Origin of the sequence: Pseudomonas sp. p21 (assembly GCF_001642705.1) — a bacterium.
Taxonomy (GTDB): Bacteria; Pseudomonadota; Gammaproteobacteria; order Pseudomonadales; family Pseudomonadaceae; genus Aquipseudomonas.
This window is the reverse complement of the sequence record NZ_LWBV01000003.1, coordinates 65,987-90,029: the sequence shown is the minus strand read 5'-3', so window position 1 is coordinate 90,029 and position 24,043 is coordinate 65,987. Positions and strand designations below refer to the sequence as shown.

Below are 24,043 nucleotides of genomic sequence, written 5' to 3'. Positions count from 1 at the left end.
AAGAGAATGAAAATTAACTAAACCGGCAATGGCCGGTTTTTTTTCGCCCGGAGAAAGGCATGACCCAGGAATCAAGACTCGCGATAGTCATCGACTCGCGTGGTGCAAAGAAGCAGGTCGACCAGTTGCGATCTGGCCTGGGAAATCTGCAGGCGGCTGGCGACGATGCTGCCGAAAGCACCAGAGGAGTAGGTGATGCCGCTAGAGCGGCTGGCAGTGCCCTTGCTGCTCTTGGCGTCGGCGCAGTGACGCGAGAGGTTCTGCGCCTAACCGATTCCTTCAAGTCCATGCAGGGCTCGCTGGCCCTTGTTAGCACGTCGACTACGAACGCTAATGAGTCGTTCCAGAAACTGCTGGCGATGGCCAACAACACCGGAAGCTCGCTGGAGGCCACTGTATCGCTGTATACGCGCCTGGCTAACGCTACGCGCGGCGCAGGATTCACCCAGGAGCAACTGTTAAACGTCACAGACGCGCTCAACAAGGCGTTCGTGATCTCTGGCGCGACGATGCAAGAGGCGTCGAACGCCGCCATTCAGCTGTCCCAAGGGTTGGCATCCGGCACCCTGCGCGGTGAAGAGCTGAACTCTGTCATGGAGCAAGGGCCTCGCATTACCAGGGCCTTGGCGGATTATCTCGGCGTCACAAACGGCGAAATTCGCCAGATGGCAGCTGACGGCAAGATCACATCCGATGTGGTTACGAACGCGCTTCTGCAATCGCTGTCGTCACTGAACAGTGAATTGGACAAGATGCCGCGCCGCTTCGAGCAGGCGTCTGTCGCGCTGAAGAACAACTTCTTGGCCGCTATCGGACAGATCAACGTAGACCCGGTTGTTAGCTCGGTAGATGCCCTGGCCAGTTCGCTCGCCAAGCCTGAAGTGGTCATGGGTATCCAGAGCATTGCCAATGCTCTTGGTAGCCTGGTGGCGGTCGGCGGCGATGGCCTCAAGGCAGTAGCGGAAAACACCGATGTACTCATGGCCATCACTGGCGCCTACGCAGCCAAGGTCGGAACTGGGCTGGTGGTTTCGCTTGCGGCTGCTACTAAGGCTCGCTATGCCGATTTGGCGGCGAGTCAGCAGCAGGTAGTCGCTGAGAGGCAGGCAGAAGTGGCGGCCACGGCAGCTACGGCGCAAGCCTCTCGGAAGGCCGTGGCCGAACAAGCCGCTGCAGTTTCAATCACTCAGCGTTCGATGGCCGAGACCGCAGCGGCGAGAGCGGCCCAGGCAAATACCGTTGCCCAGCTGCAAGCAGTGCAGCAGCAGCTGGCAGCTGATCGCGCGCTTGAGGCGCAGCGCCTCCAAGCGCAGATCAACGATGTTGGTCGCCAGCAGTCGTTGACCCGACTTGCTGAGATCAGAAGGGCCGAGGCCGCAGTAACATTGCAGCAGGCAGCAGCGGAGCGCGCCCTTGGGCAGATGGCAGGGCAAGAGGTCATCATTCAGAGCCAGCTTGCGGCAGGCCAGGCCCGGCTAACGACTCTGCGCGAGGCTGACACGGCTGCTGTCGTGGCGCAAAACGCCGCACAGGTTCGCCTGAACACCGCGCAATCGCTTGGCGCGCGGGCCTCGGCTGGGCTGATGGCATTGGCCGGAGGGCCTATAGGCCTGCTCACCACTGCGCTGACCGTGGCTGCAGGTGCCGTCATCTACTTTTCGTCGAGCACAGACAGCGCCACTCAGTCGCTGATTGACCAGAACCTGACGCTTGACGATTCCATCGTTAAATACCGGCAGCTCAGTGCCGAGCAGCAGCGCTTTCAGTCGGCCAAATGGATGGAGGCCCAGCGTGACGCGGCTAAGGACGCCAGTAGCGCGCTCAGCGAGTATTTCACCCGGGCGTTCGATGGCCTGAACTCGCTAGGCGTCAGTGGAGTCGAGTCGGCCGACACCTTCAAGCGCATGTTTGAAGAGGTCAGGAACGGACAGCGATCGCTGGACTCGCTGACCGGATGGCTGACCAGCAACACCCAGATTTCCAGCGTGTACCGCGACGAACTGGTCAGGATCGGCGCCGAATACTCCGCCAGCAGCCAGAAGGCTGACGACTACGCCCGCTTGCTTGACCGCAGCAAGACCGCAACTGATGGTGCTACCAGTTCAGCCAAGTCCCAGGCGAGCGCGCAGCAGGCCTCGGCTGCGGCAGTCGGTGGTGGCGAGCAGGCCTGGGAAAAGTACATTTCCCAGCTGACGCAAACCCGTGACCTCATTGGCGCAAATACTGCCCAAGAGGCTGCATATACGGCTGCGAAGGCTGGATTCAACAGCCAGCAGGTCGAATATGCGCGCCTGATCGGAGAACAAACCGACCTCCTCAAGAAGTACGAGGAGGCAGTCAAGGACGGCAAGAAGGAAGACCAGGAAAGGCTGCGGGTTCAGCTCACAGCTTCGATCACTGCGTCCGAAGCCATTAAGTCGCAAATGGAGAGCCAAGGGCGCTCCATGAAGACCATGGCTGAGAACGCCGAGTCCAGCGCCAAGCGCCAGGTTGATGCGATTCAAACCGTTATCGACCAGACAGTGCGCTACGCCAAGGGGCTTTCGCTGGTCGAGAAATACGAGCCTAAGCAAACTCTGCAGGGGGCTAGCCTTCTGACCTTTGGCCAGCAGCAGCCGACCTCGCAACCGAAGTCATCGCCGAAAACCAAGACGGTTGCGGAGATGGTTCAGGAAGTACTGGATCAGATTGACGGAAACACCACTGCGAAGCCCGGAAACACTGGATCTCCGAAAGGGCAGAAGGGGTTATCGAGCAAGCTGAACGAAGCCCAGACCGCTTTCGACAACCTGTATAAGGCGGCCCAGCCGGCCAAGTTCGCGCTGCAAGAGTATGTCGAGCGCCAATCTCAGCTTGAGCTTCTGCTGTCGAAAGGGAAGATCACTCAGCAGCAGTACAATGAAGCGCTGGCCCAGTCCTCGCTGAACTACGCCGCCGCCATAAAGGGAGCCCAAGGCCTCACTCAGGCCGAGCAGTACCGGGCACAGCTTGAGCGGCAGCTTTCAGGCCAGCAGAGCGAGTACAGCATTGCTGCAGCCGGTGTCGGCATGGGCGACCAGCAGACGCAACGACTGCAGCAGCGCGTACAGCTTGAGCAGCAGACCAACGACCGCATCCTGCAGCTGCGCACCGAACTGGCGAACGCCACGACGGAGAAGCAGCGGCAGGACTTGCAGGCGCAGATCGACCTGACGAACGAGTTCCTGCCTCAGCAGCTTGCAGCGATGCAGGCTGGCTGGGCGCAGATCGACCAGGCCATGCTCAACCCGATCAACGGGTGGACGGCTGCCGTGCAGAACTTCGGCAACCAGGCGCGCGACATTGCTGGGCAAACGCAGTCGATCTTCTCCAGCGCATTCAACACCATCTCGACCGATATCACCGACGCGATCATGAGCGGGCAGCTGTCCATGAGCACGCTTGGCGATATCGCTTCGAACGTGGTGCGCGAGATCATCGCCGGTTTCGTGAAGATGGGCGTGCAGATGGCACTGAATGCTGCGCTGAACGCCACTCTCGGCACAGCCGCGGCCGGCCAGAGCATGATCCTGGCGGGTACCACGGCCACGGCCTGGGCACCGGCGGCGGCGATGGCATCCCTTGCAACGCTGGGCGCCAACTCCGTTCCTGCAGCGGCCGCGCTGACCTCGACCACGGCTCTGGCGTCAAGCCTGGCCGTGATCCCGGGCTTCGCCACCGGTGGCTATGTGTCCGGCGCCGGTACCGGCACCTCCGACAGCATCATGGCCCGCCTGAGCGACGGCGAGTTCGTGGTGAATGCCGCGGCGACCAAGCGTAACCGGGTGCTGCTCGAGGCGATCAACTCGAACGAGCGGGTATCGGTGGCTGGTGGTGGCGGCTCGGTTGTTTCGACTCAATCGTCTGGCAGCACCCAGGCGCCCGTGGTCGCCCAGCCAAGCGTCACCGTGAACCTGATCGAAGACCGGTCCCGTGCCGGCACTGTTGATCAGCGCACCGGTGAAGACGGCCAGCTGCAGATCGACGCCTTCGTGGCTGATATCTGGGGCGGGGGCGAGCGTGCGCAGGCAATCGAAGCGGCCTACGGGCTCTCGCGCAACCCAACGTAGGTAGATCCCATGACCACCGAAACCGACGAGGCCGACAGCGGGGCGGGCGCAACTGTGCCCGAGCCCGTTGTGCCGCCAGATGAGAAAGAGCTTCTTCTCCAAAGGCGGCTCGCTCGCATCGAGGAGGCGCTGGGCCTCAGCCCGCTCACCTAAACGCAAACCTCAGCTGAGGAACGGCAATGATTCAATACCCGGCAGAATTGCCACTTCCGCTGCAGGAGGGGTATGGCCTGAGCACGGTTGATCCGATGCGGGCTACGCCGATGGTCACCGGGCGCGCGCGGTACCGGATCACCACCCGGAAGCCTCCAACGTCCGCACGGTTCACCTTCAACTTCAGCGAGCAGGAAGCGGCCCTTTTCGAGGGCTGGCACACCTGGGCGCTGAATCTCGGTTTTGAATGGTTCGAGATGCCGCTGCAGACGCCTCTTGGCCTGCAGGTGCACTTGGTGCACTTCAAGGGCATGTACACCGGCGGGGAGCTGGCTCAGGTAAAGCGGTGGCGATTCTCCGCTGAGCTCGAGTTCAAAGTCCGCCCGGTATACACCGAGGATCAGTACCTCGGTGCTGCGATGGGCATGCCGCTCGACCAGTTCAACACGCAGCTGTCCGGCAGCTTGGACAAGTGGTACACGAGGTACTTCGGATGAGCCTGATCGAGGAGTGCTATGCATCGGGAAGGGGCGAACTGGTCGACACCATCGAGGCGCGCAAGGAGGGCGGCACCGTCTCCCACCTGTACTGCTCTGGCTGGGAAGACCGGGTGTGCACCACCGAGGATGGCCGCACGCTGACCTTCATCGCGATGGCGATGGACTTGGGTCTGCCAAAGAACGACAACAGTGCGTTCCAGAACATCGTGCTAGGCCTGGATAACACGACAGGTGAAGTGCAGGAGGTCGTTGAGGAGGCCAAAGCGGCCGACGAGCGCTTCATCATCACCTTCCGACGCTACCTAGCTGAAGACCTGTCGTTCCCGCAAGAGCGGTACCGCATGACGATGCTCAGTCGAGAATATGAGGATGGCGTGGCCAAGCTCACCTGCGGGCTGATGGATCTTCTGAACACCAACGGTCTGCGAACCGTCCTGACCACCATCGTGGCACCTGGCCTGAAGTACGTCTGATCATGATCGAGAAATTCATGCGCGCCCCGTATCGCGAGGGTGCACGGGGGCCTATTGCCTTCGATTGCTGGGGGCTCTGCATCGCCGTGCGCCATGAGGTGTTCGGCCTGCCCCTGCTGCCCAGCCTGGGTGCCGTTGGCAAGAGCAAGCCAAAGGCCAATACCGCCGCCTACCACGAACTTCGCCAGGGCATGGAGGAGTGCGCCCCAGAGCCAGGCGCCATTGCCGCCGTGTTCCGTGGCGCGCTGTGCCTGCACGTAGGTGTGGTGGTGGAAAGCGAAGGGCGCCTGAAGGTGCTGGACACAAACCCCGGCGGCGCCTGCCTCCGGACAACCGGCGGGTTCGAAGCCGCTCATCCCAAGGTGGTCTATTACCGTGATCGAGTTCTACCCGAACAAGCTGAGTGATACGGCGCCGCTCGGCACCTGGAAGACCGACCGCCGTATGACGATCGAGGAGTGGCTGAAGAGCCAGGCCCAGTCGTACGAGCGCCGGAAAAGCCCACCATTCAGCGTGGTGCTGAACGACGAGATCATCGACCAGCACCTATGGCACAAGGTGAAGTTCAAGCCGTCCGACCTGCTGCAGATCTACCGAGAGCCAAAAGGTCTTGAACAGGCTTTCATGGCGGTTACCCTATTCGCAGGGGTTAAGGCGGTCTCCAAGCTGCTCATGCCCAAGATGCCAGGCATGCCATCCAGCGCAGGCACCCAGCAGGGCGACCCCTTGACCGAGGCCAGTGCCAAAGGCAACAAGGTCAAGCTCGGCGACCCGGTGCGCCAGATCGCAGGCCACCAGCGCGTCTATCCGTCGTACCTGGCCCAGCCGCGCCGAGCATTCCTGGCGCCGCGGGACCAGCGCGTGGAAATGCTGCTGTACATCGGCGAAGGTGAGTACGACGTGCCGCTGGCCAAGGTCAAGGTTGGGGAAACCCCGCTGATCTCCTTGGGCGCGGATGCTACGTTCACCATCTATCCGCCAGGCGCCGACCTGTCTGCCGATCCGGCGCATATCAACTGGTTTAACGCGCCAGAGGTGGGGGCAAGCTCAAGCGGCTCTGCCGGCCTGGAACTGACCATGGCCACCGACCTGACCAGGTCGGCCACGGCTTCGGCGTACCAGTTCGTGGGCGGCACGATCAGCGTGCCGGCCGGCTCCGGCCAGTTCCCGGCTGACTGGTCGAACGGGATCATCATCCGCGTACTCGCGCCCTACACCTACACCGTCATTGACGGCGGAGCAGGGCGTGACATCGTGCGTGGGCCGCTGGAGATGCTGAACCCAACGCCGGGCATGCTGATCGAGGTGGCGGGGGCAAACGCGGGGCTGTACGTCGTGCACAGCTACACGCCATACAGCCCGGCCGTTCCGGCCAATCCTGGCACCGCTTCGACTCTCACCGGGTCCGCTGCACCAACCCGGTATGATTTCGACGTCACCCCACTGAGCTTCACCCTGCTCCGTGGGGCTACCAGCTACCCGATCACGCTGAACACCGCGACCACCAACCTGTCCGGGCTGGTATCGGCGCTCAACACGCAGTTCAGCGGTAAGCCGTTCCAGGCGCAAGTGAGCGGCAGCGTGCTTCGCATTGTCGAACTGACGCCATTCGCCGGCCAGGCCATCACCGCTACCAGTGCTTCCACCATCCTGGGGTCGTCGCCAGGTGGCGCCACTGGCACGGCCACCACCAGTGCTATCCCCGAGCAGCCGGCCGAGATGACCCTGGACTATGACGGTGGATCCCCGGTGGTGGGCCTGGCACTGGGTCAGGGCCTGGCAACCATCGGCCCGCGGGGGCTTCGGTACCGGATCACGGCCTTCAGCACGAGCCTGCTCGAGGTGGAACGCCTGACTGCATCCGGCTCTACCGATACCGGCTGGCCAGGCTTCAACGCCATGCAGACGGTCAACGGCCTGATCACGCTGGACGCATCTAACCTGCAGGGTGGCTACCGCGGCCCGTTCGCCTGTTGCCCGGACAACGAAAAGGTAGTCGAACTGGAATGGTCGGTCACTTACGCCAATGGCCTGTGCGGCATTGGCCGGGAAGGGCAGATCTACGAGATTCCGACCTACTACGCATTCGAGTATCGGGACATGGATCTGGCCGGAGCCTGGACCGTCATTGAACTGATGAAGACGGGCGGCTCGCTGGATGCCCAGGGCTTCACCGACCGCGTGACGCTGCCATACCCGATGCGGGCAGAGGCCAGGGTTCGCAAGCTGTACAAGGACCGCCCGGGGCGAATCAACGACGAGGCCCGCGACGACGCCACATGGACTGATCTGCGCGGGCGCATGCAGAACTCGCCAACCAGCTATCCGATGACGGTCATCACTTGCAACATCCGCGGGGGTGACCGGTTATCCGCGCAATCGGAGAGCCAGGTAAGCGGTGAGGCAACTCGCATCCTGCCTCTTATGGAGGGCGGAACTGGGCCAACACGCGACATCGTGCCTTGGTGCATTTACCAGCTGAAACAGCGCGGATACACGGACGACGACCTGGACCTGCCTGAGTGGCAGGCCTTCCACGAGGTCTGTGTGGCCCGTGGCGACACCTACGACGAGACGTTGGACGCGACGATCACCTTGAAGGACATGGTGAACAACGCCCTGGCGTGCGGGTTCGGCGAGCTGGTGACGTTCCGTGGCCTGCTACGGCCTGTGCGGGACAGCGTCCGGGCTGCGTTCGATGTCACCTACGGGCCAAAGACGCAGACCTACTCGCCCCAGAACATGACCAAGATGCTCAAGATCAGCGGCGCCATGCCGTCGATCAACGACTTCGACGGCGTGGATGTGGAGTACTTCTCGCGCACCACCTGGGCGTGGGAAACGGTCGAGTGCCGCTGGCCAGGCGACCTGGGCAACAAGGTCGAGAAGATCAAGATGCCCGGAATCAGCGACAGGACCAGAGCCTGGCGCATCGGCATGCGTCGGCGTGGCCACCAGAAGTATCGGACAGACGTGTACGCCTGGGAAACGGAGATGGACGGCAGCAACAGCGGCTACCTCAGTTTTGCGGCGGTTGGCGATGATAGGCCGAAGGGTTGCCAGAGCGCGATCCTGCTGGCCTTCGAGGTTACCGGTGCGGGAACGCTGCTGAGCTCATCGGAGCCACTGGACTTCAGCGCCGGCGGTGAGCACCTGATCGGGCTTCGAAAACTGGACGGCACGCTGTCCGGACCATGGACCGCCACACAGGTGGATCCGTACACGGCGCGGGTTGATGCCCTTGACTTCACGCCCGTGGTCGACGGCCCGCTGGAGCCGCCACACATCCTGTTCGGTCCAGCAACGCGCTGGGCATACCCAGCCCTGATCACGCTATCCGATCCAGTCAACGGCAACAGGGCCATGAAAGCCATGCCCTACGACGCCCGCGTTTACACCTACGACGACCAGTTCCCACCCGCCTGATTTAACAATGCCCGGTTCCGGGATATGAGAGGAAACATATGACCGGCGCAGAATCTCTGCAGCTGTTCCAACAGCTTGTGGCTAACGCAAACTCGCTGTTCCTGTCTGATGCTGACTTAGTCACCATCAACGGCATCACCAAGCCCACCCTAAAAAAGATCTACGCCGAATTCCTCGCGAGCATGGGGACCTATACCACTGTGGCAGCCGGCCTGGCCGCCACCAGCGGTTCGGGCACCAATAACCGCTTCTTCTCGGTACCGGGAACTGGCGATGTGTTTGAAACCCGCTACCGGAACGATGCCGGGGTCGCGGTTGAGATCTCGTCCCTGCTGTCCTGGCTGGCGGATGCGCTGACCATCAACAAAGGCAAGGCGTATCCGCTTCGCCAAATGAACCGGGGTGGCGTGACATCGCCAGCAAACCCGGTGATGAACCGGTTCCTGCTGAACTGCGAGGTCCTCGGGGCGGATCTGACCAAGTACTACCTCATCTCTCTCCAGAAGAACGGCGCCAGTTTGGGGGGGAGCTATGAATTCGGCTGGATTCTGTACGAGGCCGACCCAGCGACCTATGCATCTACCGGCGCAGTCACGGAAATTCACTCGTATACCAATCCGGCGCCGAACATCGATCGAACTGGCGGAGTTCAGACGCTGATCGTTACGCCGAATCTGCGGCCAGATCTCCGATTCAAGATCGTGGTAGATGCCAGTGCACTGCCTGCCTCTGGAACTGCTATCGACTCTAGCAGCACGGGTACAAATGGCCGAAGCTGGATCATAGATCCATCTCGTTACTCGGCCCCCCCAGTCATCAGAGATGACTCGTTGAGTATCAACCGGGGTAAGGTCTACCCGCTGCGCAAGATGACCCGCAACGGCACCACCAGTGCCGAGCCGACCGCCTTCAGCAAGGCGATCCTGAACATCTGCATCATCGGCGCACGCCCAGGCAAGTACTACCGTCTGGCCTACTTCGTGAACGGCAGCACCGCTTTGCCCTCGGCCAAGCCTGACGGCTGGATCATCGAAGAGATTGACCAGGCCAACTACGAGACGGCCGCCAACGTTGCTACCCAAGTCATTAGTGTGGCAGATGCGGGCACCCCTACAATTGCTCGGGACGGCATCCAGACGGTGGTGCTGGCCAGTACGGTGGCGATCGACCTGCGAATCCTGATCACCCTGGACACGGCCCAGCTGCCGGCCTATGGCACCTTCATCGGTGCGGCTAACACGATTAACCCGGGCTACAGCTACATCATTGACCCGAGCCGCTACATCCCGGCCAAAAGCGAATCGACCAACTCGATCAGCCTCAACGCTGGGCAGATCGTGCCTTTCCGCAACACCAGTCGCGGCGGCTCGGTATCGACTCCAAGCCCGCTGCAGACTAACGTGATCCTCAACGCTCGGGTCATCAACGCCAAGCGTGGCAAGTACTACGGCCTGCGGTATTTCCAGAACGGCAACGCTGCCGTGGTTCCGGCAGCTGATGGCTGGATCGTGGAAGAGGTAGACATTGCGGGCTATGACGCCTCGGTCATCACTACAGGCAACAGCATCTCGGCCTTGGCCGACCCGCAGCCGGCGATCGACCGCACCTTGGGCATTCAGACGCTGCTGATCAACACCAAGACCGATGTGCGCATCGAGTTGGTGCTGGACGCTTCCAAGCTGCAGGCTTATGGCACCCAATACGGGATGAATGCCATTTTCCAAAACGGGTACTCGCAGGTAATCGACCCGGCCTGCTACGAGTTCCCCGTAACAAGCGGCGGCACGCCCTCCCGAGTGACCTACAGCGTTGATTCGTCGATGCGCCTTACCCTGAGTTGGCCGGATGGGGTCGGTACTCGAGGCTTCGTCTTCGGCCTGAACGGTGCCAACAGCCTGGCCAACTTTGCCCAGGTGATCCTGAATGGTGGGGTAATCAGCTCGTTCGCTACCGACTGGTTGCCGCCCATGATCTTCGACGCCGTGAACAACGGCGACGGTTGGCCAACCCTTGAGTTCACCGGTGGCAACCACCTGGTGGACGGCAAGGTGACGGCTGCTTCAGTCGCCTACGTGATTGAGGCCGATGGCGTCACCCTGGTGCCCGGGTCGAGCGGAACGGCCAGCCGGGTCACTTGCCGCATCATCAATAAGCTGATGGCTGGTAACACTGTGAGTCTGGGGCGGTACCCGCTGCTGCAGGCCTTCCAGGTCGATTTCATGCCCGGCGTTGCCGGGGTGCACGCCGAGATCATGGCGCTGGAGGACGTGGATATCTACATCGACTACGCCTGCCAGATCGTGACAAGCGGCGTCAACGACACGCTGTTCTACTTGGGCGGTCAGTTCCCCACACCGATTCCGTTCGACGGCACGGTCAACTCTGGTGCGCCATCGGCGTATCCCGATGCGTGGGCCGTGCTCACCACCAGCGCCAATGGCCAGCTGGGGGCATGGATCGACCGGAACTATGGGGTGGCTGCCGAGGAGCATATCTATGAGGGCTACGGGAAGATCATAGGTGGCGGATCGGCGAGCTCCAAGCAGTACACCTCAGCTATCCACAAGTTCCTGCAGCGAGACCCAGCCAATGCGATGCGGCTGCAGGCCGGCAAGTCTTACCAATGGCGAGGCGGCTACTCCTGGGGGCCGGTCAGCCTGCCGGATGGCATGGTTGCCACTCTGCGCTACATGGACGAGTGGCGGATCCGCCGAGCGTTCGCAGTTTCGGCAAACAAGGTGCTAAAACCGTAGGTCCTGCCTCATATCAATGTCCGCATTCGCGGGCTTTTTTATGCCTGGAGAAAATATGGCCAGACTTACCGAAGCCCAGGCCGGAGGCGCGAACGTCTCCCGGATTTTGGACCCGTTTGTCTTTTCTGAAGACACATCTTCGATTGAGCCCTGCGATAGGGCTTTTGGTCGATGCGGTGGACCTAAAAATGGCCAGCGAGGCGGAGGCTGAAATGCTAACGGACTGGCGCACGGTTCTGCGTACTGCTCAGCCGTGCGCCAGAGCAGGGCAGTTGGCCAACTAAAATTGACTGGTCGGCGCTACCGCCTGACTTGCAGCAACACCCAAACCCAACCGCCACCCGGCGGTACTTTTTTGCCTGGAGATAACACATGCCTTTCATCGTCATCAACAGTAGTAACAACTTCGATCCCATTCACCAGAATGAGTATGTCACCGAACAGGAGGCAGACGCCGCGGCACGCAGCCTCTTGGAGGAGCAACCAACTGCGCTCGTACGGACCGCACAGGTGATGAAGCGGTATTCCGCAAAGGTCACTGTTTCTGTAGCTGATGCTCTTCAGCAAATGGTAGAGGGGAACGCATAATGGCTATGTCGGATAATATGACCAATAACACAGATGCCCTGCCGCAAGTCGGCGAAGTGAGCGACGCTGAAAATGTACTATATATTCCCAGTGGCCCAGGTCAGCTGAGTCGTTCTGTTCAGCAAAGACTTCGCGATGTGGTCTCGGTTAAAGACTATGTTGAAGTTTCTGGCTCAGCAGTCAGTCAAGTTGGCTTGGAGTCAGCTATCGCTGTCGCAGTTTCTAATGGTGCGGATCTCTATTGGTCGAATGGAGCCGTTCCATTAGTGAGTGATCAGCCTATCTCTGGTCTTCATTCTGTTCGTCACGTTGGTGCAGGAAGTATTAGAGCTGGCTCTAATGTGTTCAATCTTAAGCCGTTGAGTACCGACATCAACAAGCTTTACATGGCGCCGGGAGGTACAGGAGATGGCTTGAGTCCTGAGCGTCCACTTAATGGCTTTGCTGGCGCCATAGCGGCATTGCGGAATTACATGCCGCTTACAGGAAGATGGATCATCGTAGGTTCCGCTGGTGTCTACAATGAGGCGGTAACTTTGCCAGACTGGTTGGCCAATGGCGCTAATTATCTTGCGTTTGACTTTCCGGCGGTTGGAGGTGCCCAGGTGGAGCCAAGCGCGTATACGGCGTTCCTTGATGGAACTGGTTTAACCGCAATAAGTGGCTTTACTTCTGGTCAGGGCAACCGAATCAGTATCAGTAACCTCTGTATGAGAAACTGGTACGATCAAAATTTGTCGAACGTTAAGCAGGTTCGCCGTGCACTGGCGGTCTCTTCAGGGAGTGTAGCGTTCATCCAGAATTGCGGATTCTACAGTAACGGATTGTCCAATATTTCCGCGCTTCCAGGTGGGTCTGTAACGGTATCTGGGGGGATTTTGGATGGGGCCAGATATGGCCTGGATAATACGGGTGGGCGAATGTCGCTAAGTGCGACAAGTTCCACTTATACCGTAGTCAGGAATGCCCTTGAATACGGTTTGTACTCCAAGCATGACTCCAGTACAGTTCTTGATTATACGGAGTTCCGTAACAATGGGAGGCTGCAAGCGGCAGCAGCGTATGGTGCGGCTCTTTTTGGGTATAAATCGAATTGCTCTATCGATACGCGGGGCTGTAAGTTTTATCAGAACAATATTTGTTGGAACCTCCGAGGTGGATTCGGTGCCGACAACCCAGGTATTCCGGATGTGTATGGCGTAGGTGCAGAGGCCAATATCAGACGGTATTTGTGTCGTGCGGGAGGCGTCGACGATATCTCGCAATACAGATCGAATCGTTGGAGCGATATCACACTTAGGTATACAGGAGGGTCGGTCACTGGCACCGGAGAGGCTACTGTTTTAAGTGGTGTCGCGGCAACACGCACTGGGTATGTGGCTGATCAGGATCAGGCAATTCGTGTGATTATGACTTGTCGGGCCCAAGCAGCAGACGGACTTTTTACGCCTAGGGTTCGCTTAAGTAGCGGTGAGTCTGTCGCTCTAGGCACCTACCGAGTGGCTGCTGGATCTTATGGTCGTATTGAACTTTTTATGCGCCCAACCAGTGCCCGTAATGCCTTCGTTTTGCAGTTTTCGTGCTTGGGGGCAACGCAGAACTTAGGTGACGCAGTTGGCCAAATTTTGTCCGGGAACATAGACCTCCCGAATGAGGCACTCACCTTCGATGTTGCTGCTTGTTCTACTGGCGACAGCGGTACTGCTGTGCTTAATAGCTGTAACGTTGAGCTAGGTGGTTAAGGCTGACCAGATAGTAGAGATTTGTTTGCGCCCGCATTTGCGGGCGTTTTTCTTTTAGGAGAAAAAATGGCTCGAATAGATTCTTCTGCTGCCGGCGGCGCCAACGTCCACCGGTTTCTGGACCTGATCGCTTTCTCTGAAGGTACCTCAACCATCAAGGCAAGCGACGACGGGTACAATGTGCTGTATGGCGGCGGCCTATTTCAGGGCTACGCGGACCACCCGCGGCGCAAGCTGACGTTCCCAATCAACGGCAAGTCGGTAACCAGCACGGCAGCCGGCCGATACCAGCTGCTCGAGCGTTACTGGGATGCATACCGGGTCAGCCTTCACCTGTCGGGCGGGTTCACGCCGGAGAACCAGGACCGAATCGCGCTGCAGCAGATCCGCGAGCGCAAGGCCCTGGACGACATCAAGGCTGGCCGCATCCAGCAGGCCATCTCCAAGTGCTCGAACATATGGGCCAGTTTCCCAGGCAACACCTATGGGCAGACCCCGCACCGCCTGGACAAACTGCTGGCTCAGTGGCAGAAGCTCGGCGGGGCGCTGGCGTGAACTGGCTCGGCGCTGTACCGGCCTGGTGCTGGTGGCTGATCGCTCTGGTGCTGGTCGCCGGCGGGCAGCAGTACCGCGTTGTGCTTGCCAATGGAGAAGCCACAGAAGCACGCAAGGAACTGTCCGACTACCGCCTGGAAGTCTCCGAGCGGGACCGACGCGCCGCCGCCCAAGCAAGAATCGAAGAACAGCGCCGCCAAGCAGCGGCGGAGGAGGAGGGTGAGAGTGCACGCAAGAAACTGGAACTGGCCAAAAGCCGCGCCGCTGATGCTGAGTCTGCTGCTGATGGGCTGCGCGGGGAAATCGCCAGATTGCGGGATGGCCACCGAGCCACCTGCCATGCCATCGCTGCCCAGCAGCGCCAAGCAGGAACCTCTGCCGTCGTGGTGCTCGGGGGATTGCTTGAGGAGGCTGACCGAATGGCGGGAGACCTCGCGGCAGCGCTTGAGCGAAGTCGAATAGCTGGCCTGTCATGTGAGTCGATGGCAGACCAACTTCACCGATGATCATTTATCCCGCTTGGCGCACCTTGAAGCCGATAGGGTTTTCTAGATCAGATTATCCGGGGGACCATTAAATTCGCTGTACGCCCAGTCCTCCACATACTTTCTCGCTCCCTCCATCCCAGGGAAAAGCACTGGAGCCGAAACCCCGTAGCGGGCGCAGATGCGCAGGAGCTTTTCGCACTCTGAGGATGGCAGCGTCACTTTTACAAAAGCGTGTTCACCCTGCGAATCTGCGACTTCGAACATATCCGGGTCGTTCTCTAGGCCAAGTGATTCGAAGTCGGGAGCTTTCACACCTCGCTGGATAGTGAAGAGTCCTGATTGCGCCGCCAAATTCGCTGCGGTTCCGCCGGGAAGGGAAACTAAGGAAACGTTAGACCATTTATTCTTATGAGTGAGATTTATGGCCCAAACCGCTATCTCTGGTGGGCGCTGTGTCAGCTTCACGCAGGAAGACGCGGCGAAGTACGCTGCTACGAATGATCGGCGCGTCCAATCCAATAGCCTCGTAGGGACCCCGTAATGCTGTGCTACTGCGAGAGGTTCGTCGAAAACTGCAGAGGGCCACTGGAGGTCCATTTTTTGCGTAAGGATAAGTTCAAGTTCCTCTGATAAGCCTCTTGTATATCCAGGAACGCTCAATCCTGACTGATCACAAGCCTTTAGAAACCGCTGTAGAGTTAGAGCCTCGAAATGCGCTTGCTCTTTGTGAGTGGCGCGATAACTGCCGAATAAGCTCCTTGCAGTAATGTGTCCGGTATCCCTAAATGCAGACGGTATCAACCCCCAGCGCGCATCAGCTTGCCCGCGATATATGAACCACTGATGCTTTTCTTCATCATCGTCTGGAGTGATCCATTCGATGAACTCCTCCACTGTTTTACAGCTGATTACGTGGATTCTTTCGCTCACTGCACTGCTCTCTTATGTTTTCATGACTCAATGCTGCCTATTGGCCACTAGTCATCATAGGGCCTCGCCCCGCTTGTGTCATCTAGGTTTCTTGGACGTGTTTTCGCGGGTCTAAACGAGGCCTAGACGGCGTCAATATCCACGGGCACTATTGCGCTGAAGTGCTTAGCCTAGGCAGGACAATGAACAAGCGTACCGTTATCGGTATGGTCGAGGCTGGCGAGCCGCTGATCCAGCAGGCCATCGACGCCATACGGGAGTACCACCAAGCCCAGGACCGTGGCGCGCCGCCTGAAGAGGTCGAGCGCCTACGTCTATTGGCGGATTCGCTATACCAAGCGGTTATCGATTACCAGTTAATCCAAGCAGGGCGGGCACCGTCTACCATTCAGTGATGGCCTCTTCAGGATGGAACCCCGATGAAGTGTAAGCCGCCGATCCTTTTCCCTGACCATCCCATGTACACCGACGCCGTGGACGCCTTGAAGCGTTATCACGAAGCCCAGGCTTCGGGTGAGCCGACGGAAGAGGTGGAGCGTCTGCGGATGATTGCCGAGTCGCAGTTCCAGGCGGTCACCGACTACCAGCTCAAAGCGTTAGGCGGCCCTGCTGGCCAGGCTCACTGATTGGGTTGATCAGCTCTGCCCCTTGGTTCCGCACATTTCCAACGTCCGTGCTGACCCGGTACCACTCGAAGGCCTCGGCCGGCTCGCCCAAGTTGAGCACCAGTTGCTCTGCATGCTCGCTCGGCATTCCTGCCGCGATCCACTCGTGCGCCAGCTCAGGTGACAGCACGACAGGCCGGCGGTCGTGAACATCGACCATGCCGCCCTGGGCGTCGGCGGTGATGATCACAAACCCGTCGTGCTCGCTGCCGGCGAACTGGCCGATGCTGGCGCATAGGGCTGGGCGCCCGTCCCAGCGGCGGATGTAATACGGCTGCTTCTTCGGTCCACCCTCATCAACCCATTCGTACCAGCCGTCGATGGGTGTGATGGCTCGGTGCGGCCAGATCGCTCGGAAGAATGTGCCGTGTGCCACTTTTTCGACCCTGGCGTTGATCGGCGCAGCACGGTCGGTCGCCCAATGCGGCCGCCATCCCCACCTCACCAGGTCCGCCCGCGGGCCTGCATCATCCACCCGCAGCACTGCCACCGGCGTGGTTGGCGCGACATTGTAACGGCCAAGCGGTTGGTCGCCGACGTTGTTCCTCCAGGATTCTGGCAGGCTCAGGGTTTCAACGAAGTCGTGTATACCCCGGTACTGGCTCAACCTTCCACACATACGCCTCCCTCCTGCCTGAGCAAACAAGCATAGTCCGCCGGGCGGTACTGGCGCGGGTGCTTTGCCTGATGCTGAAATACTGTATCTATATACAGTATTTGGTGCAGCATGTACTTCCTCCTCGTTCGCCGCCGTGTGAATGGCGTGGCCATCCCTTCCGATCAGCTCAGGAAGATCCAGCCCCTGCGGGCCGACATCCATATCGGCGACCACCACAGTGAGCCGCTGGGCCGGGTGTCGACCCAGGCGTGGGTGTTCAACCCGTCACCCGGGCCCGACATCATCCCCCGGCTGCACGACGCCAAGCTCAATGGCATGGCCCAGCTCGGCATCAACATCAACGGTGTCGAGGAAATTGACGGGGTACCGTACGCCCAATCCTGGTGGTGCCGGGTGGTGGGCGCTTATGGCAACTGAACTTCCGCAGGCTTGGCTGGCCGAGCTGAATGACCAGGTTGCCCTGGTTGCTGATCCTGATGGCCGAGCCGCGGTGCTTGCCGAGCTCGCGATTTCTTCGCACCGACGCGGGGACGTTGATGCGGGTCAGTTGGCCGACATGCTGGAGTTTGCCGAGACGGCTAGGCTGTGGGCACTGATTGAGGATGAAGAGGCAGCTTGAGCCGCTCGATGCGCCCCGCGGCTAGGGGGCGTTAGTTGCCGGTCGTGAATGGCTGCTTTCGACCCTTTGCAGCCATTCGAGGTACCAAACCAAGAGCGACTCAAGAATCACATCCGCACGTGATCGATTGTCATTGCTCTTGACCCGTCGTTGCCCCCCCCTAAAATAGCGATCCCAAATCAAGGAACGATTTCATGATCACCTGTCATGTCCGGTACATCATCGACCCCCATCAGATCAATGCGTTCGAACGCTATTCTCGCTCTTGGATTCCGGTAGTAACCCGAATGGGTGGCCAGCATCACGGCTACTTCCTACCGGCTGAAGGAGCAAATAACGTCGCGTATTGCCTCTTTAGCTTCTCCAGCCTTGCCGACTACGAACGGTATCGGCAAGAAGCCGCAGTCGATCCTGAATGTGTACGTTTGGTTGAGGAAGCGTCCGAATTGAAGTTCATCGTGAGCTACGAGAGAACCTTCCTTCGCCCTTTGCTTGCGTGATGCTCAGGCAACCTCAGCGTCATGCGTATTGAGTCGGTCTGGCCTAACATCGTCACATTCATGCGAGTTTCAATGGATCGATAGCCAGCGCCCCTATGCGTGGCTGCGCTACGCACTGAAACTGTTGCCGCATACGTCAACAGTTGGTGACTTCGAAGCGTTGTTGCCGTGGAACTGTAAGCCAGTAATGCCACGGTAAACTAAGGCCTCACCTTGTAGGCAGGTGGGGTTGATAAATTGGTTCGATTTTTCAAGTAAGGACACAAGCATGACCAAGTACAAACTCATCCTGCTCCTGCTGGCGACTGCGGGAATGGCGGGCTGTGTAACCACCGAGCAGATGCCGGACGGGACCACCAAGATTCGCTTTTCGGACGAGGCTGTCAATTCGCTGACCTCGATGATGCCTAATGCCCTTGTGACCGGGGTTGCGGGTGGTGCAGGTGGGGGGGCGGTCAACCTTATCCCCACTATAAGCCCGCTGGGGACCGGTGAGCCACTGTACCTCAATGGGCAGTTCGAGCTGCAATGCGCATCTGCTTTGCTTTACAGCGCAAAGTCTGGTCGGCCGCTGGAGGCGCAGATTAGTAATAAATGCCGCTCCAGCTACTTCTTGCGCCAGGAGCAGCTCAGGATGGCGGGCAAGCCCTATGATCGAGGGGCGCCAGCTTATGAGCCGTCCAATCCGCCAAATGAATACTGGGCCAAAGTGGTGGGTCGCACGGTAAGCCAGTTGGCGGCTACGGATAAGTTCACTGCGCGGTTTGCCGGGTATCCGCGGATCGAGAACGGTGGCGGTATCACGATTGCCGTACGTTTGCTGGGGGAAACCCAAGGGACTTACGCTGCATTGGCGACCACGCCAGCGCGTACGCCGGTTGTTCTGGATGATGCGCAGTTCGAGCTGGGGATGCGCCAGCGTGCGGCTAGTGTCAGCAACCAGGTCGTGGATGCTATCGCGTGCGATGCGGTGCTTGCATACAGCAAGACCGTGGACAAGGGGCCTAGGCCATCGAGCATTTATGCCAGTGCATACACGCGGTATGAGGTGTTGTTCACGGTTGCATCCATGGGGTGCAAGGACAGCACCCGGCAGTTCAAGACTGCTTCGCGATAGCGCGTGAATTCACCTGCTTTTGTCGGTTTTGTGCCTGCATTTTTGGCTAAGGGTTCATGTTCCAGATGCCGTCTGCGGCTGACTCGATGATCCCTGTGGTGGGTATATCGGCAGCGTTCAGCCAGTCTTGGCTGACGTCAGCCTGCTGTGCGGCACGTTCGTGGGCAAACTCGCGAGCCAGGATGGAGCCCTCGACCGGCGTTACGAGCGCTGGGTAAGCCTGGCCACACTCGCCCAGCAAGGGCTGCATGTGTTCAACTGCACTTTGTCGGCATTCATTTTCATGAGCTGAACTGCTCTGGAGCCCTTCATGCAAGATGATGAAAATACCTGCCACGACTTAGGTGCCGAGATGGAAATGCCGGATGGCGTTTTTCCGCCGATGTCTGGCTATACCCACGAAGATCTGTCTGCGGTTGCCCAGATTGCTACCCAGGCTTTCCTGGAAAGACAGGGCGTTGACCCTGGCCTGATTCGCGAAACCATCATTTCACTGGTCTCTCATCTGTACGCCAAGTTCGAAGAGCAGGGTGTCGAGTTCCAGATCGCGACGTGGTATCAGAAACCGTATGACAACCTGGACAGGCGTAAGCGCAGCGTCACCAGCATGGCTGAAGAGTTCGGAGTGCTTGCACTGCATGCCTCGGCGGACGCTTTGCGAGGATCGCCACTCATGACCAGGGGGCGTGAGTTCTGGGAGCCACTCATCGACCAGGCCGGGTTTGCAATACGTGATCACATTCTGAAGTTGAATGCGGACTGATCCGACGTATGTTCATAGGGAAATGGCATGAATGATTCATTGCACGTCACGGTGCACTTTGATGGTACTGGCAGCAACAAGGACATGGCCAGCCCAAGGCTACCCACACTAATGTTGCCCGATTCCGAGCGCTGTACGACGCTGACATTCATCCGCCACCCTGTGCCAGACTGCCGGTGGGCATGCTAACGACAGGCGGATCAAAGGAGGTGGCGGATGGATCACAACTGGGGTGCGGGCAGGCGCGGTGGCGGCCTGGATGGCGGTTATACCGGGTCGCTGGACCATGCGATCTCCAACTTGCATGTCGGGCGCAGCCAGGGGCAGCAAGAAGGGCGCAAGGAGGGCTTCGATGAAGGGCATTCCCAAGGCTACTCGCAAGGCTGGGATGCGGGGGCGGCGTGCGCCAATGAAAAATTGGAGCCGCTGAGGGGGCATCTCCGGCAGTATTTCGAGGAGGCAGTGCAGCTCAGGGCCGTTGTAGAGCGCCAGGAGACAATGATTGACCTGATGTACCAACAACTCTCCCAAGTCGCGAAAGCGGGCAAGCGCGCCGAGGGCGGACAGACGACGGGAATGTCAAAAGCGTTTGAGGCGTTGCAGAGCACCAATGACCTGTTGCAGGCAAGGGTTGAGGTCATGGATGAGCATTATGCAGCAGCGCTCGAGCAATCCAGGCTTCGAGACCAGCAGTACAAGCGCAGCTTGGTGTTCATGCAGGCAGTGCAAGGGGTTCTTGAAGAACTTGTCGCCAACGATACCCCCGAGGCACTGCACATCCGGCAGCGTTTTGTTGAGCGTTACCAGGATCAGGTTGCCCAGGGTTTACGAGGCGGGGATATCCAGATTGCCCCGGAACTGGACGAGGTGTTCCAGAAACTATTGCCCGAAACCCAGCAATTCATTTTAAGGATGCAGCATTCCGTCGCCCCGGGGCAGGATGCTGACGGCCCCTAACCAATGCTTTAGGCCCTCAGGCAGGGGCAGCACTTATCGAGGGTCTTCGGGCGCCTGACACGTGCCTTCTATCACGCCGTGCCGCGGCGTGGAGAAATCACAGCTCTCGCCTTCATGGCGACTGGCGCACGAACGCTAGGCAGAGACTGGCTGTCGACGCTCCCAATACAACACCTTGATGCGATTGCGAGCTTTATTGAGGAAGACAGTAGGGCAGGCAGTTGTTGGTGATTTGGTGCTGTATTGTAGCCTCTGTTGAATGTCCGCAATGGGTCGAAAGCGGACGGTGCAGATAGGAATGATGGCCGGGGTACCGCAGGCCTGGGTGTCAGAACTGGACGACTAGGTTGCCTTGGTCGAGGATCCCGATGGGCGTGCAGCAGCGCTCGATGAGATGGCCTATGCCGCGCGCAGGCGGCGAGAGGTCGATATGCTCGAACTGGTCGAGTCGGCCAGGCTGTGGGTGCTGGATGGCGCGGATCTGTGAGGAGTTATATAAAGGAAGGGAATCGGTCGGCAGAACGCCGGAGAGGGACGGCAAGAAGCGTGGGACAAATCTGGGACATTGAATGTCCCAAATGATGATGAATCAAGATGCAGGAAAATGAGGGAAACCCCAATGGATACAGGGGGTTGAGCGATTTGCTCCAATAAAATAGCAGGTTGAGACCGGATTGCAAATCCGTCTACGCCGGTTCGATTCCGACCTCGGCCTCCACTATTCGAAAGCCCCGCAGATTAACGTCTGCGGGGTTTTTCTTTGCGGGTCAAAAAAGCCAAGAGTTCCGAAACTAAAGGCATGGAGTTCCGAAACTTCAGCCTTTCGAGGGCTTGGCGATGGCGCCGACGCGCCGGTAAACGCGCTCGGTAATCCCCTCTTTCGAGCGGCCCAACAGCACGCTTGCCTCGCTCAGGTCGTTGATCTCCGATGCGGCCTTCGGCCGGATATCGCGGAACTGGAACTGGGCGATTCGATTGGCCAGGTCTGGCTTCTTCTCCAGTTCAGCTTTCACCCTGGCAGCCTCGCGGGTATCCCACCATGCGCCGTGCAAACAGGTCGATAACTGCCGCCACATAGTGGCACTGACCTTGAGCCCACACGTACGTGATGACGCCGCACCATACTTGATTCGGTGCCGTGACATCGAATGCGCGCTCCAGCACATTCGGGATGTCAGGGCGCTCCACTGTGGCCTTCTTGTAGGCATGTGAGCCCGGTTGCTTACTGATCAGCTTCATTTCGCGCATCAACTTGCGCACCTTGAAGCGGCCGATCTGAATGCCTTCTTCGCGCATCATGCACATGATGGTTCGACTACCTGCGGCACTACGGCTCTGTGTAAATAGCTCGTTAACCCGAACGCGCAGTGCCAGTAGCGCAACGTCCGGAGATCGCCGTTTATGGCAATGCGCGTAGTAACACGAGCGAGTGACTTCAAACACCGAGCAGAGTAATTCGACTGGCTCCTCGCGGCGGAGCTGATCAATCAACGCGAGCGCTCGTGTTCCTCGACCATCAAGAGCGCGGTAGCCTTTTTTAAAATCGATTTCTCCCGTTCCAGCCGGTTGATCCGAGCTTCCAACTCTTGGATCTTCTGCTGCTCGGCGGTCAGCGCCTTGCTCGCTGGCGTAGCACCGCCACGTTCTGACTGGAGTTGATTCACCCAGCGGCGCAGCGCCGATTCAACCAAGTCGAGCGACCGGGCGGCTTCAGTAAGGCTATAGCCCTGGTCGAGCACCAGGCCGGCTGCCTCGCGTTTGAATTCGGGTGTGAAAGTACGTCGTTGTCTGCTCATCGAACACCTCTGTGTGGCGACCATTTTCGCCTAAAAAGGTGTCCGGGGTTAGTAGACCACTACAACTTTGCACCAAGACTGCCAGGCGTGGGACGTTTGAACGGGATATTGGTGATGGCCCTTCGGTAATCCTCATAGGAGTGGACTGCGAATGCGAACCCAGGAATGAAAGTCAGCAAGAAATACATAAATTCACCCATTGCGCACACTCCACTATGTGTACAGCTTTCCTCGGCTGTTGATTGACTAACCTCAGAAATTGTGGGTTAGCCTTTCGCGTGTGGTTTTGATCTGGCACAGGTTCTGTCTACGAGCTAATAGATAGCTGGATGCCGCCTCTTAGCGTTTTGGGATCAACTTAGCTTTTTTTCTATCTTTAGAAATAAAGCGGAAATCGAAAGTGCGAGTAGCATCATGCCAAAGTGCACGTAGATGCTGTCTTTCTTCCCTCTGGCCATTCTCTCTTCCGACATCTCCCTAGTGATTACTGGATTTCCATTAACATGAAGTTCTACCAGCTTATTGTTCTTCATGAACGGCAGTACCTCCTGCTCATACCAGAGAACTTTCACCTCTTTGTCGATAAGGCTAGGCGTGATTTTATGCGGTAGGCATCGAGTGTAACCTTTGTAACTTGATGCGCACGTAAGTACTCGAGTGCCTTGCTCGCCAGATATGCTTGTGTATAGATCTTTCCCAATTTTCTTAACTGAAAGAATGCCGTTTGATTCAATCAGGTGGGTTGGAATGTGATTCGTCATTTCATAATAAAATGGAGCTGCTGAAAGTATGATAAACCAAATAGGGATCCATAATGCAGTGGATCTTAAACTTTTTTTACTTGATCCTTCTCGCCATTGGTTACCAAACATTAGATACCTCTCTCAATGGCTTTTGTCATCTTTTAGTCAAGTAGAGAGGAATGGATCGCTCCTCCTAAAATGATACTCGCTTCGAAGAATGACAGCCGCTACGCCGCAGTGGTAACGGATGATAGTCCCGCCCACAGAAAAGCGTCATGTAAGAGCCTAAATGAGCTCTTTAGTCAGCTTTCGACCTTCTTGGTTTTGGCAGTTAGGACATTTCATATCCCCTCAATGTCGGGCTTGAACGTATCTATCCGCTGTCCTTGACCGGTGAAGCAATCGGAGCAAAGGAGGGCGCCGCTTCTTCTGCCTTGGCCCTACCATCGATAGGCTTACAGGGTTGAACTGAAACTCTAGACCAAATGGATCGCCTCTGTGTTTAGACTAAAGTGAGCCCGGCTGTTTTTGTCCGCTTTTGAACGGCTTCTGCTGACGCTGACTGGCT

24 protein-coding genes and 3 pseudogenes are annotated in these 24,043 nt (G+C 58.4%); 22 read left to right on the top strand and 5 right to left on the bottom strand.

Going from position 1 to position 24,043, the window contains the following annotated elements; genetic code table 11:
- Positions 1–59 precede the first annotated feature (59 nt).
- From A4C63_RS25495 to A4C63_RS09675, 11 genes are all read left to right on the top strand, one after another.
- Complete coding sequence (locus tag A4C63_RS25495; RefSeq protein ID WP_082888291.1) at positions 60–4,088, top strand: tape measure protein; 4,029 nt, start codon at positions 60–62, stop codon at positions 4,086–4,088.
- A 9-nt stretch (positions 4,089–4,097) separates the two neighbouring features.
- A complete protein-coding gene (locus A4C63_RS26530; RefSeq protein WP_172827503.1) occupies positions 4,098–4,241 on the top strand; it encodes a hypothetical protein in 144 nt (47 codons plus the stop codon).
- A gap of 26 nt (positions 4,242–4,267) precedes the next feature.
- Entirely contained in the window at positions 4,268–4,738 is a 471-nt protein-coding gene (locus A4C63_RS09710) for a hypothetical protein (RefSeq protein ID WP_063912485.1), read from the top strand.
- Positions 4,735–5,214 carry a DUF1833 family protein gene (locus A4C63_RS09705; protein ID WP_063912484.1) on the top strand — a complete coding sequence of 160 codons (480 nt, stop codon included), beginning with the start codon at positions 4,735–4,737 and terminating at the stop codon, positions 5,212–5,214. Before A4C63_RS09710 ends, A4C63_RS09705 begins: the two co-directional genes overlap by 4 nt.
- Before the next feature lie 2 nt (positions 5,215–5,216).
- Positions 5,217–5,621 carry a hypothetical protein gene (locus A4C63_RS09700; RefSeq protein ID WP_063912483.1) on the top strand — a complete coding sequence of 135 codons (405 nt, stop codon included), beginning with the start codon at positions 5,217–5,219 and terminating at the stop codon, positions 5,619–5,621.
- Positions 5,590–8,640 (top strand): host specificity factor TipJ family phage tail protein, encoded by a 3,051-nt coding sequence (locus A4C63_RS09695; RefSeq protein ID WP_063912482.1) that lies wholly within the window; start codon positions 5,590–5,592, stop codon positions 8,638–8,640. The genes A4C63_RS09700 and A4C63_RS09695 overlap by 32 nt, the downstream gene beginning before the upstream one ends.
- A 38-nt stretch (positions 8,641–8,678) precedes the next feature.
- Entirely contained in the window at positions 8,679–11,393 is a 2,715-nt protein-coding gene (locus A4C63_RS09690; protein ID WP_063912481.1) for a hypothetical protein, read from the top strand.
- 372 nt (positions 11,394–11,765) lie between these two features.
- A complete protein-coding gene (locus tag A4C63_RS09685) occupies positions 11,766–11,981 on the top strand; it encodes a hypothetical protein (RefSeq protein ID WP_063912480.1) in 216 nt (71 codons plus the stop codon).
- Positions 11,981–13,723, top strand: a complete 1,743-nt coding sequence (locus A4C63_RS26280; protein WP_156510863.1) for a hypothetical protein — start codon at positions 11,981–11,983, stop codon at positions 13,721–13,723. The genes A4C63_RS09685 and A4C63_RS26280 overlap by 1 nt, the downstream gene beginning before the upstream one ends.
- A gap of 66 nt (positions 13,724–13,789) precedes the next feature.
- Positions 13,790–14,278 (top strand): glycoside hydrolase family protein, encoded by a 489-nt coding sequence (locus A4C63_RS09680; protein WP_063912479.1) that lies wholly within the window; start codon positions 13,790–13,792, stop codon positions 14,276–14,278.
- A complete protein-coding gene (locus A4C63_RS09675) occupies positions 14,275–14,784 on the top strand; it encodes a DUF2514 family protein (protein WP_063912478.1) in 510 nt (169 codons plus the stop codon). The genes A4C63_RS09680 and A4C63_RS09675 overlap by 4 nt, the downstream gene beginning before the upstream one ends.
- Before the next feature lie 42 nt (positions 14,785–14,826).
- Here the strand turns inward: A4C63_RS09675 and A4C63_RS25490 are convergent, their stop codons facing one another.
- Positions 14,827–15,696, bottom strand: coding sequence for an FRG domain-containing protein (locus A4C63_RS25490; protein WP_082888290.1), 870 nt, complete (start codon positions 15,694–15,696; stop codon positions 14,827–14,829).
- Between the two features lie 182 nt (positions 15,697–15,878).
- Between A4C63_RS25490 and A4C63_RS09665 the strand changes: the two genes are divergently transcribed.
- Positions 15,879–16,091: a hypothetical protein gene (locus tag A4C63_RS09665; protein WP_063912476.1), complete on the top strand. Its 213-nt coding sequence runs from the start codon at positions 15,879–15,881 to the stop codon at positions 16,089–16,091.
- 24 nt (positions 16,092–16,115) lie between these two features.
- Positions 16,116–16,322 (top strand): hypothetical protein, encoded by a 207-nt coding sequence (locus A4C63_RS09660; RefSeq protein ID WP_063912475.1) that lies wholly within the window; start codon positions 16,116–16,118, stop codon positions 16,320–16,322.
- Here the strand turns inward: A4C63_RS09660 and A4C63_RS09655 are convergent.
- Positions 16,285–16,980, bottom strand: coding sequence for an SOS response-associated peptidase (locus A4C63_RS09655; protein ID WP_063912474.1), 696 nt, complete (start codon positions 16,978–16,980; stop codon positions 16,285–16,287). The genes A4C63_RS09660 and A4C63_RS09655 overlap by 38 nt on opposite strands.
- A 108-nt stretch (positions 16,981–17,088) precedes the next feature.
- Here A4C63_RS09655 and A4C63_RS09650 point away from each other — a divergent pair, with 108 nt between their 5' ends.
- The 9 genes and pseudogenes from A4C63_RS09650 (at position 17,089) to A4C63_RS09615 (ending at position 21,423) form a co-directional block, all read left to right on the top strand.
- Entirely contained in the window at positions 17,089–17,397 is a 309-nt protein-coding gene (locus A4C63_RS09650) for a hypothetical protein (protein WP_063912473.1), read from the top strand.
- Positions 17,387–17,599, top strand: coding sequence for a hypothetical protein (locus A4C63_RS09645; RefSeq protein ID WP_063912472.1), 213 nt, complete (start codon positions 17,387–17,389; stop codon positions 17,597–17,599). The genes A4C63_RS09650 and A4C63_RS09645 overlap by 11 nt, the downstream gene beginning before the upstream one ends.
- A gap of 194 nt (positions 17,600–17,793) precedes the next feature.
- A complete protein-coding gene (locus A4C63_RS09640; protein ID WP_016714925.1) occupies positions 17,794–18,099 on the top strand; it encodes an NIPSNAP family protein in 306 nt (101 codons plus the stop codon).
- A 76-nt stretch (positions 18,100–18,175) separates the two neighbouring features.
- A pseudogene (locus tag A4C63_RS26720) lies at positions 18,176–18,298 on the top strand (transposase domain-containing protein); the annotation flags it as partial.
- 69 nt (positions 18,299–18,367) lie between these two features.
- Positions 18,368–19,216, top strand: a complete 849-nt coding sequence (locus tag A4C63_RS09635) for a hypothetical protein (protein ID WP_063912471.1) — start codon at positions 18,368–18,370, stop codon at positions 19,214–19,216.
- 127 nt (positions 19,217–19,343) lie between these two features.
- Entirely contained in the window at positions 19,344–19,508 is a 165-nt protein-coding gene (locus tag A4C63_RS26275) for a hypothetical protein (protein ID WP_156510862.1), read from the top strand.
- Between the two features lie 18 nt (positions 19,509–19,526).
- Complete coding sequence (locus A4C63_RS09625) at positions 19,527–19,979, top strand: hypothetical protein (RefSeq protein WP_063912470.1); 453 nt, start codon at positions 19,527–19,529, stop codon at positions 19,977–19,979.
- A 216-nt stretch (positions 19,980–20,195) separates the two neighbouring features.
- Entirely contained in the window at positions 20,196–20,936 is a 741-nt protein-coding gene (locus tag A4C63_RS09620; RefSeq protein ID WP_063912469.1) for a hypothetical protein, read from the top strand.
- A 352-nt stretch (positions 20,937–21,288) separates the two neighbouring features.
- Positions 21,289–21,423, top strand: a complete 135-nt coding sequence (locus A4C63_RS09615) for a hypothetical protein (RefSeq protein WP_256202939.1) — start codon at positions 21,289–21,291, stop codon at positions 21,421–21,423.
- A 328-nt stretch (positions 21,424–21,751) separates the two neighbouring features.
- Here A4C63_RS09615 and A4C63_RS09610 read toward each other — a convergent pair.
- The 3 genes and pseudogenes from A4C63_RS09610 to A4C63_RS26270 form a co-directional block, all read right to left on the bottom strand.
- Positions 21,752–21,976: pseudogene (locus A4C63_RS09610) on the bottom strand (integrase); the annotation flags it as partial.
- Positions 21,966–22,732, bottom strand: a pseudogene (locus tag A4C63_RS25485) (IS3 family transposase); the annotation flags it as partial. The pseudogenes A4C63_RS09610 and A4C63_RS25485, both read right to left, overlap by 11 nt.
- Before the next feature lie 353 nt (positions 22,733–23,085).
- Complete coding sequence (locus tag A4C63_RS26270) at positions 23,086–23,604, bottom strand: hypothetical protein (protein ID WP_156510861.1); 519 nt, start codon at positions 23,602–23,604, stop codon at positions 23,086–23,088.
- Positions 23,605–24,043: the final 439 nt, after the last annotated feature.

Bases quoted from the DNA above. Each gene is read 5' to 3' on its own strand.
- A4C63_RS25495 (WP_082888291.1), top strand. From the start codon at position 60: ATGACCCAGGAATCAAGACTCGCGATAGTCATCGACTCGCGTGGTGCA.
- A4C63_RS26530 (WP_172827503.1), top strand. From the start codon at position 4,098: ATGACCACCGAAACCGACGAGGCCGACAGCGGGGCGGGCGCAACTGTG.
- A4C63_RS09710 (WP_063912485.1), top strand. From the start codon at position 4,268: ATGATTCAATACCCGGCAGAATTGCCACTTCCGCTGCAGGAGGGGTAT.
- A4C63_RS09705 (WP_063912484.1), top strand. From the start codon at position 4,735: ATGAGCCTGATCGAGGAGTGCTATGCATCGGGAAGGGGCGAACTGGTC.
- A4C63_RS09700 (WP_063912483.1), top strand. From the start codon at position 5,217: ATGATCGAGAAATTCATGCGCGCCCCGTATCGCGAGGGTGCACGGGGG.
- A4C63_RS09690 (WP_063912481.1), top strand. From the start codon at position 8,679: ATGACCGGCGCAGAATCTCTGCAGCTGTTCCAACAGCTTGTGGCTAAC.
- A4C63_RS09685 (WP_063912480.1), top strand. From the start codon at position 11,766: ATGCCTTTCATCGTCATCAACAGTAGTAACAACTTCGATCCCATTCAC.
- A4C63_RS26280 (WP_156510863.1), top strand. From the start codon at position 11,981: ATGGCTATGTCGGATAATATGACCAATAACACAGATGCCCTGCCGCAA.
- A4C63_RS09680 (WP_063912479.1), top strand. From the start codon at position 13,790: ATGGCTCGAATAGATTCTTCTGCTGCCGGCGGCGCCAACGTCCACCGG.
- A4C63_RS09665 (WP_063912476.1), top strand. From the start codon at position 15,879: ATGAACAAGCGTACCGTTATCGGTATGGTCGAGGCTGGCGAGCCGCTG.
- A4C63_RS09660 (WP_063912475.1), top strand. From the start codon at position 16,116: ATGAAGTGTAAGCCGCCGATCCTTTTCCCTGACCATCCCATGTACACC.
- A4C63_RS09655 (WP_063912474.1), bottom strand. From the start codon at position 16,980: ATGTGTGGAAGGTTGAGCCAGTACCGGGGTATACACGACTTCGTTGAA.
- A4C63_RS09650 (WP_063912473.1), top strand. From the start codon at position 17,089: ATGTACTTCCTCCTCGTTCGCCGCCGTGTGAATGGCGTGGCCATCCCT.
- A4C63_RS09645 (WP_063912472.1), top strand. From the start codon at position 17,387: ATGGCAACTGAACTTCCGCAGGCTTGGCTGGCCGAGCTGAATGACCAG.
- A4C63_RS09640 (WP_016714925.1), top strand. From the start codon at position 17,794: ATGATCACCTGTCATGTCCGGTACATCATCGACCCCCATCAGATCAAT.
- A4C63_RS09635 (WP_063912471.1), top strand. From the start codon at position 18,368: ATGACCAAGTACAAACTCATCCTGCTCCTGCTGGCGACTGCGGGAATG.
- A4C63_RS09625 (WP_063912470.1), top strand. From the start codon at position 19,527: ATGCAAGATGATGAAAATACCTGCCACGACTTAGGTGCCGAGATGGAA.
- A4C63_RS09620 (WP_063912469.1), top strand. From the start codon at position 20,196: ATGGATCACAACTGGGGTGCGGGCAGGCGCGGTGGCGGCCTGGATGGC.
- A4C63_RS26270 (WP_156510861.1), bottom strand. From the start codon at position 23,604: ATGTTTGGTAACCAATGGCGAGAAGGATCAAGTAAAAAAAGTTTAAGA.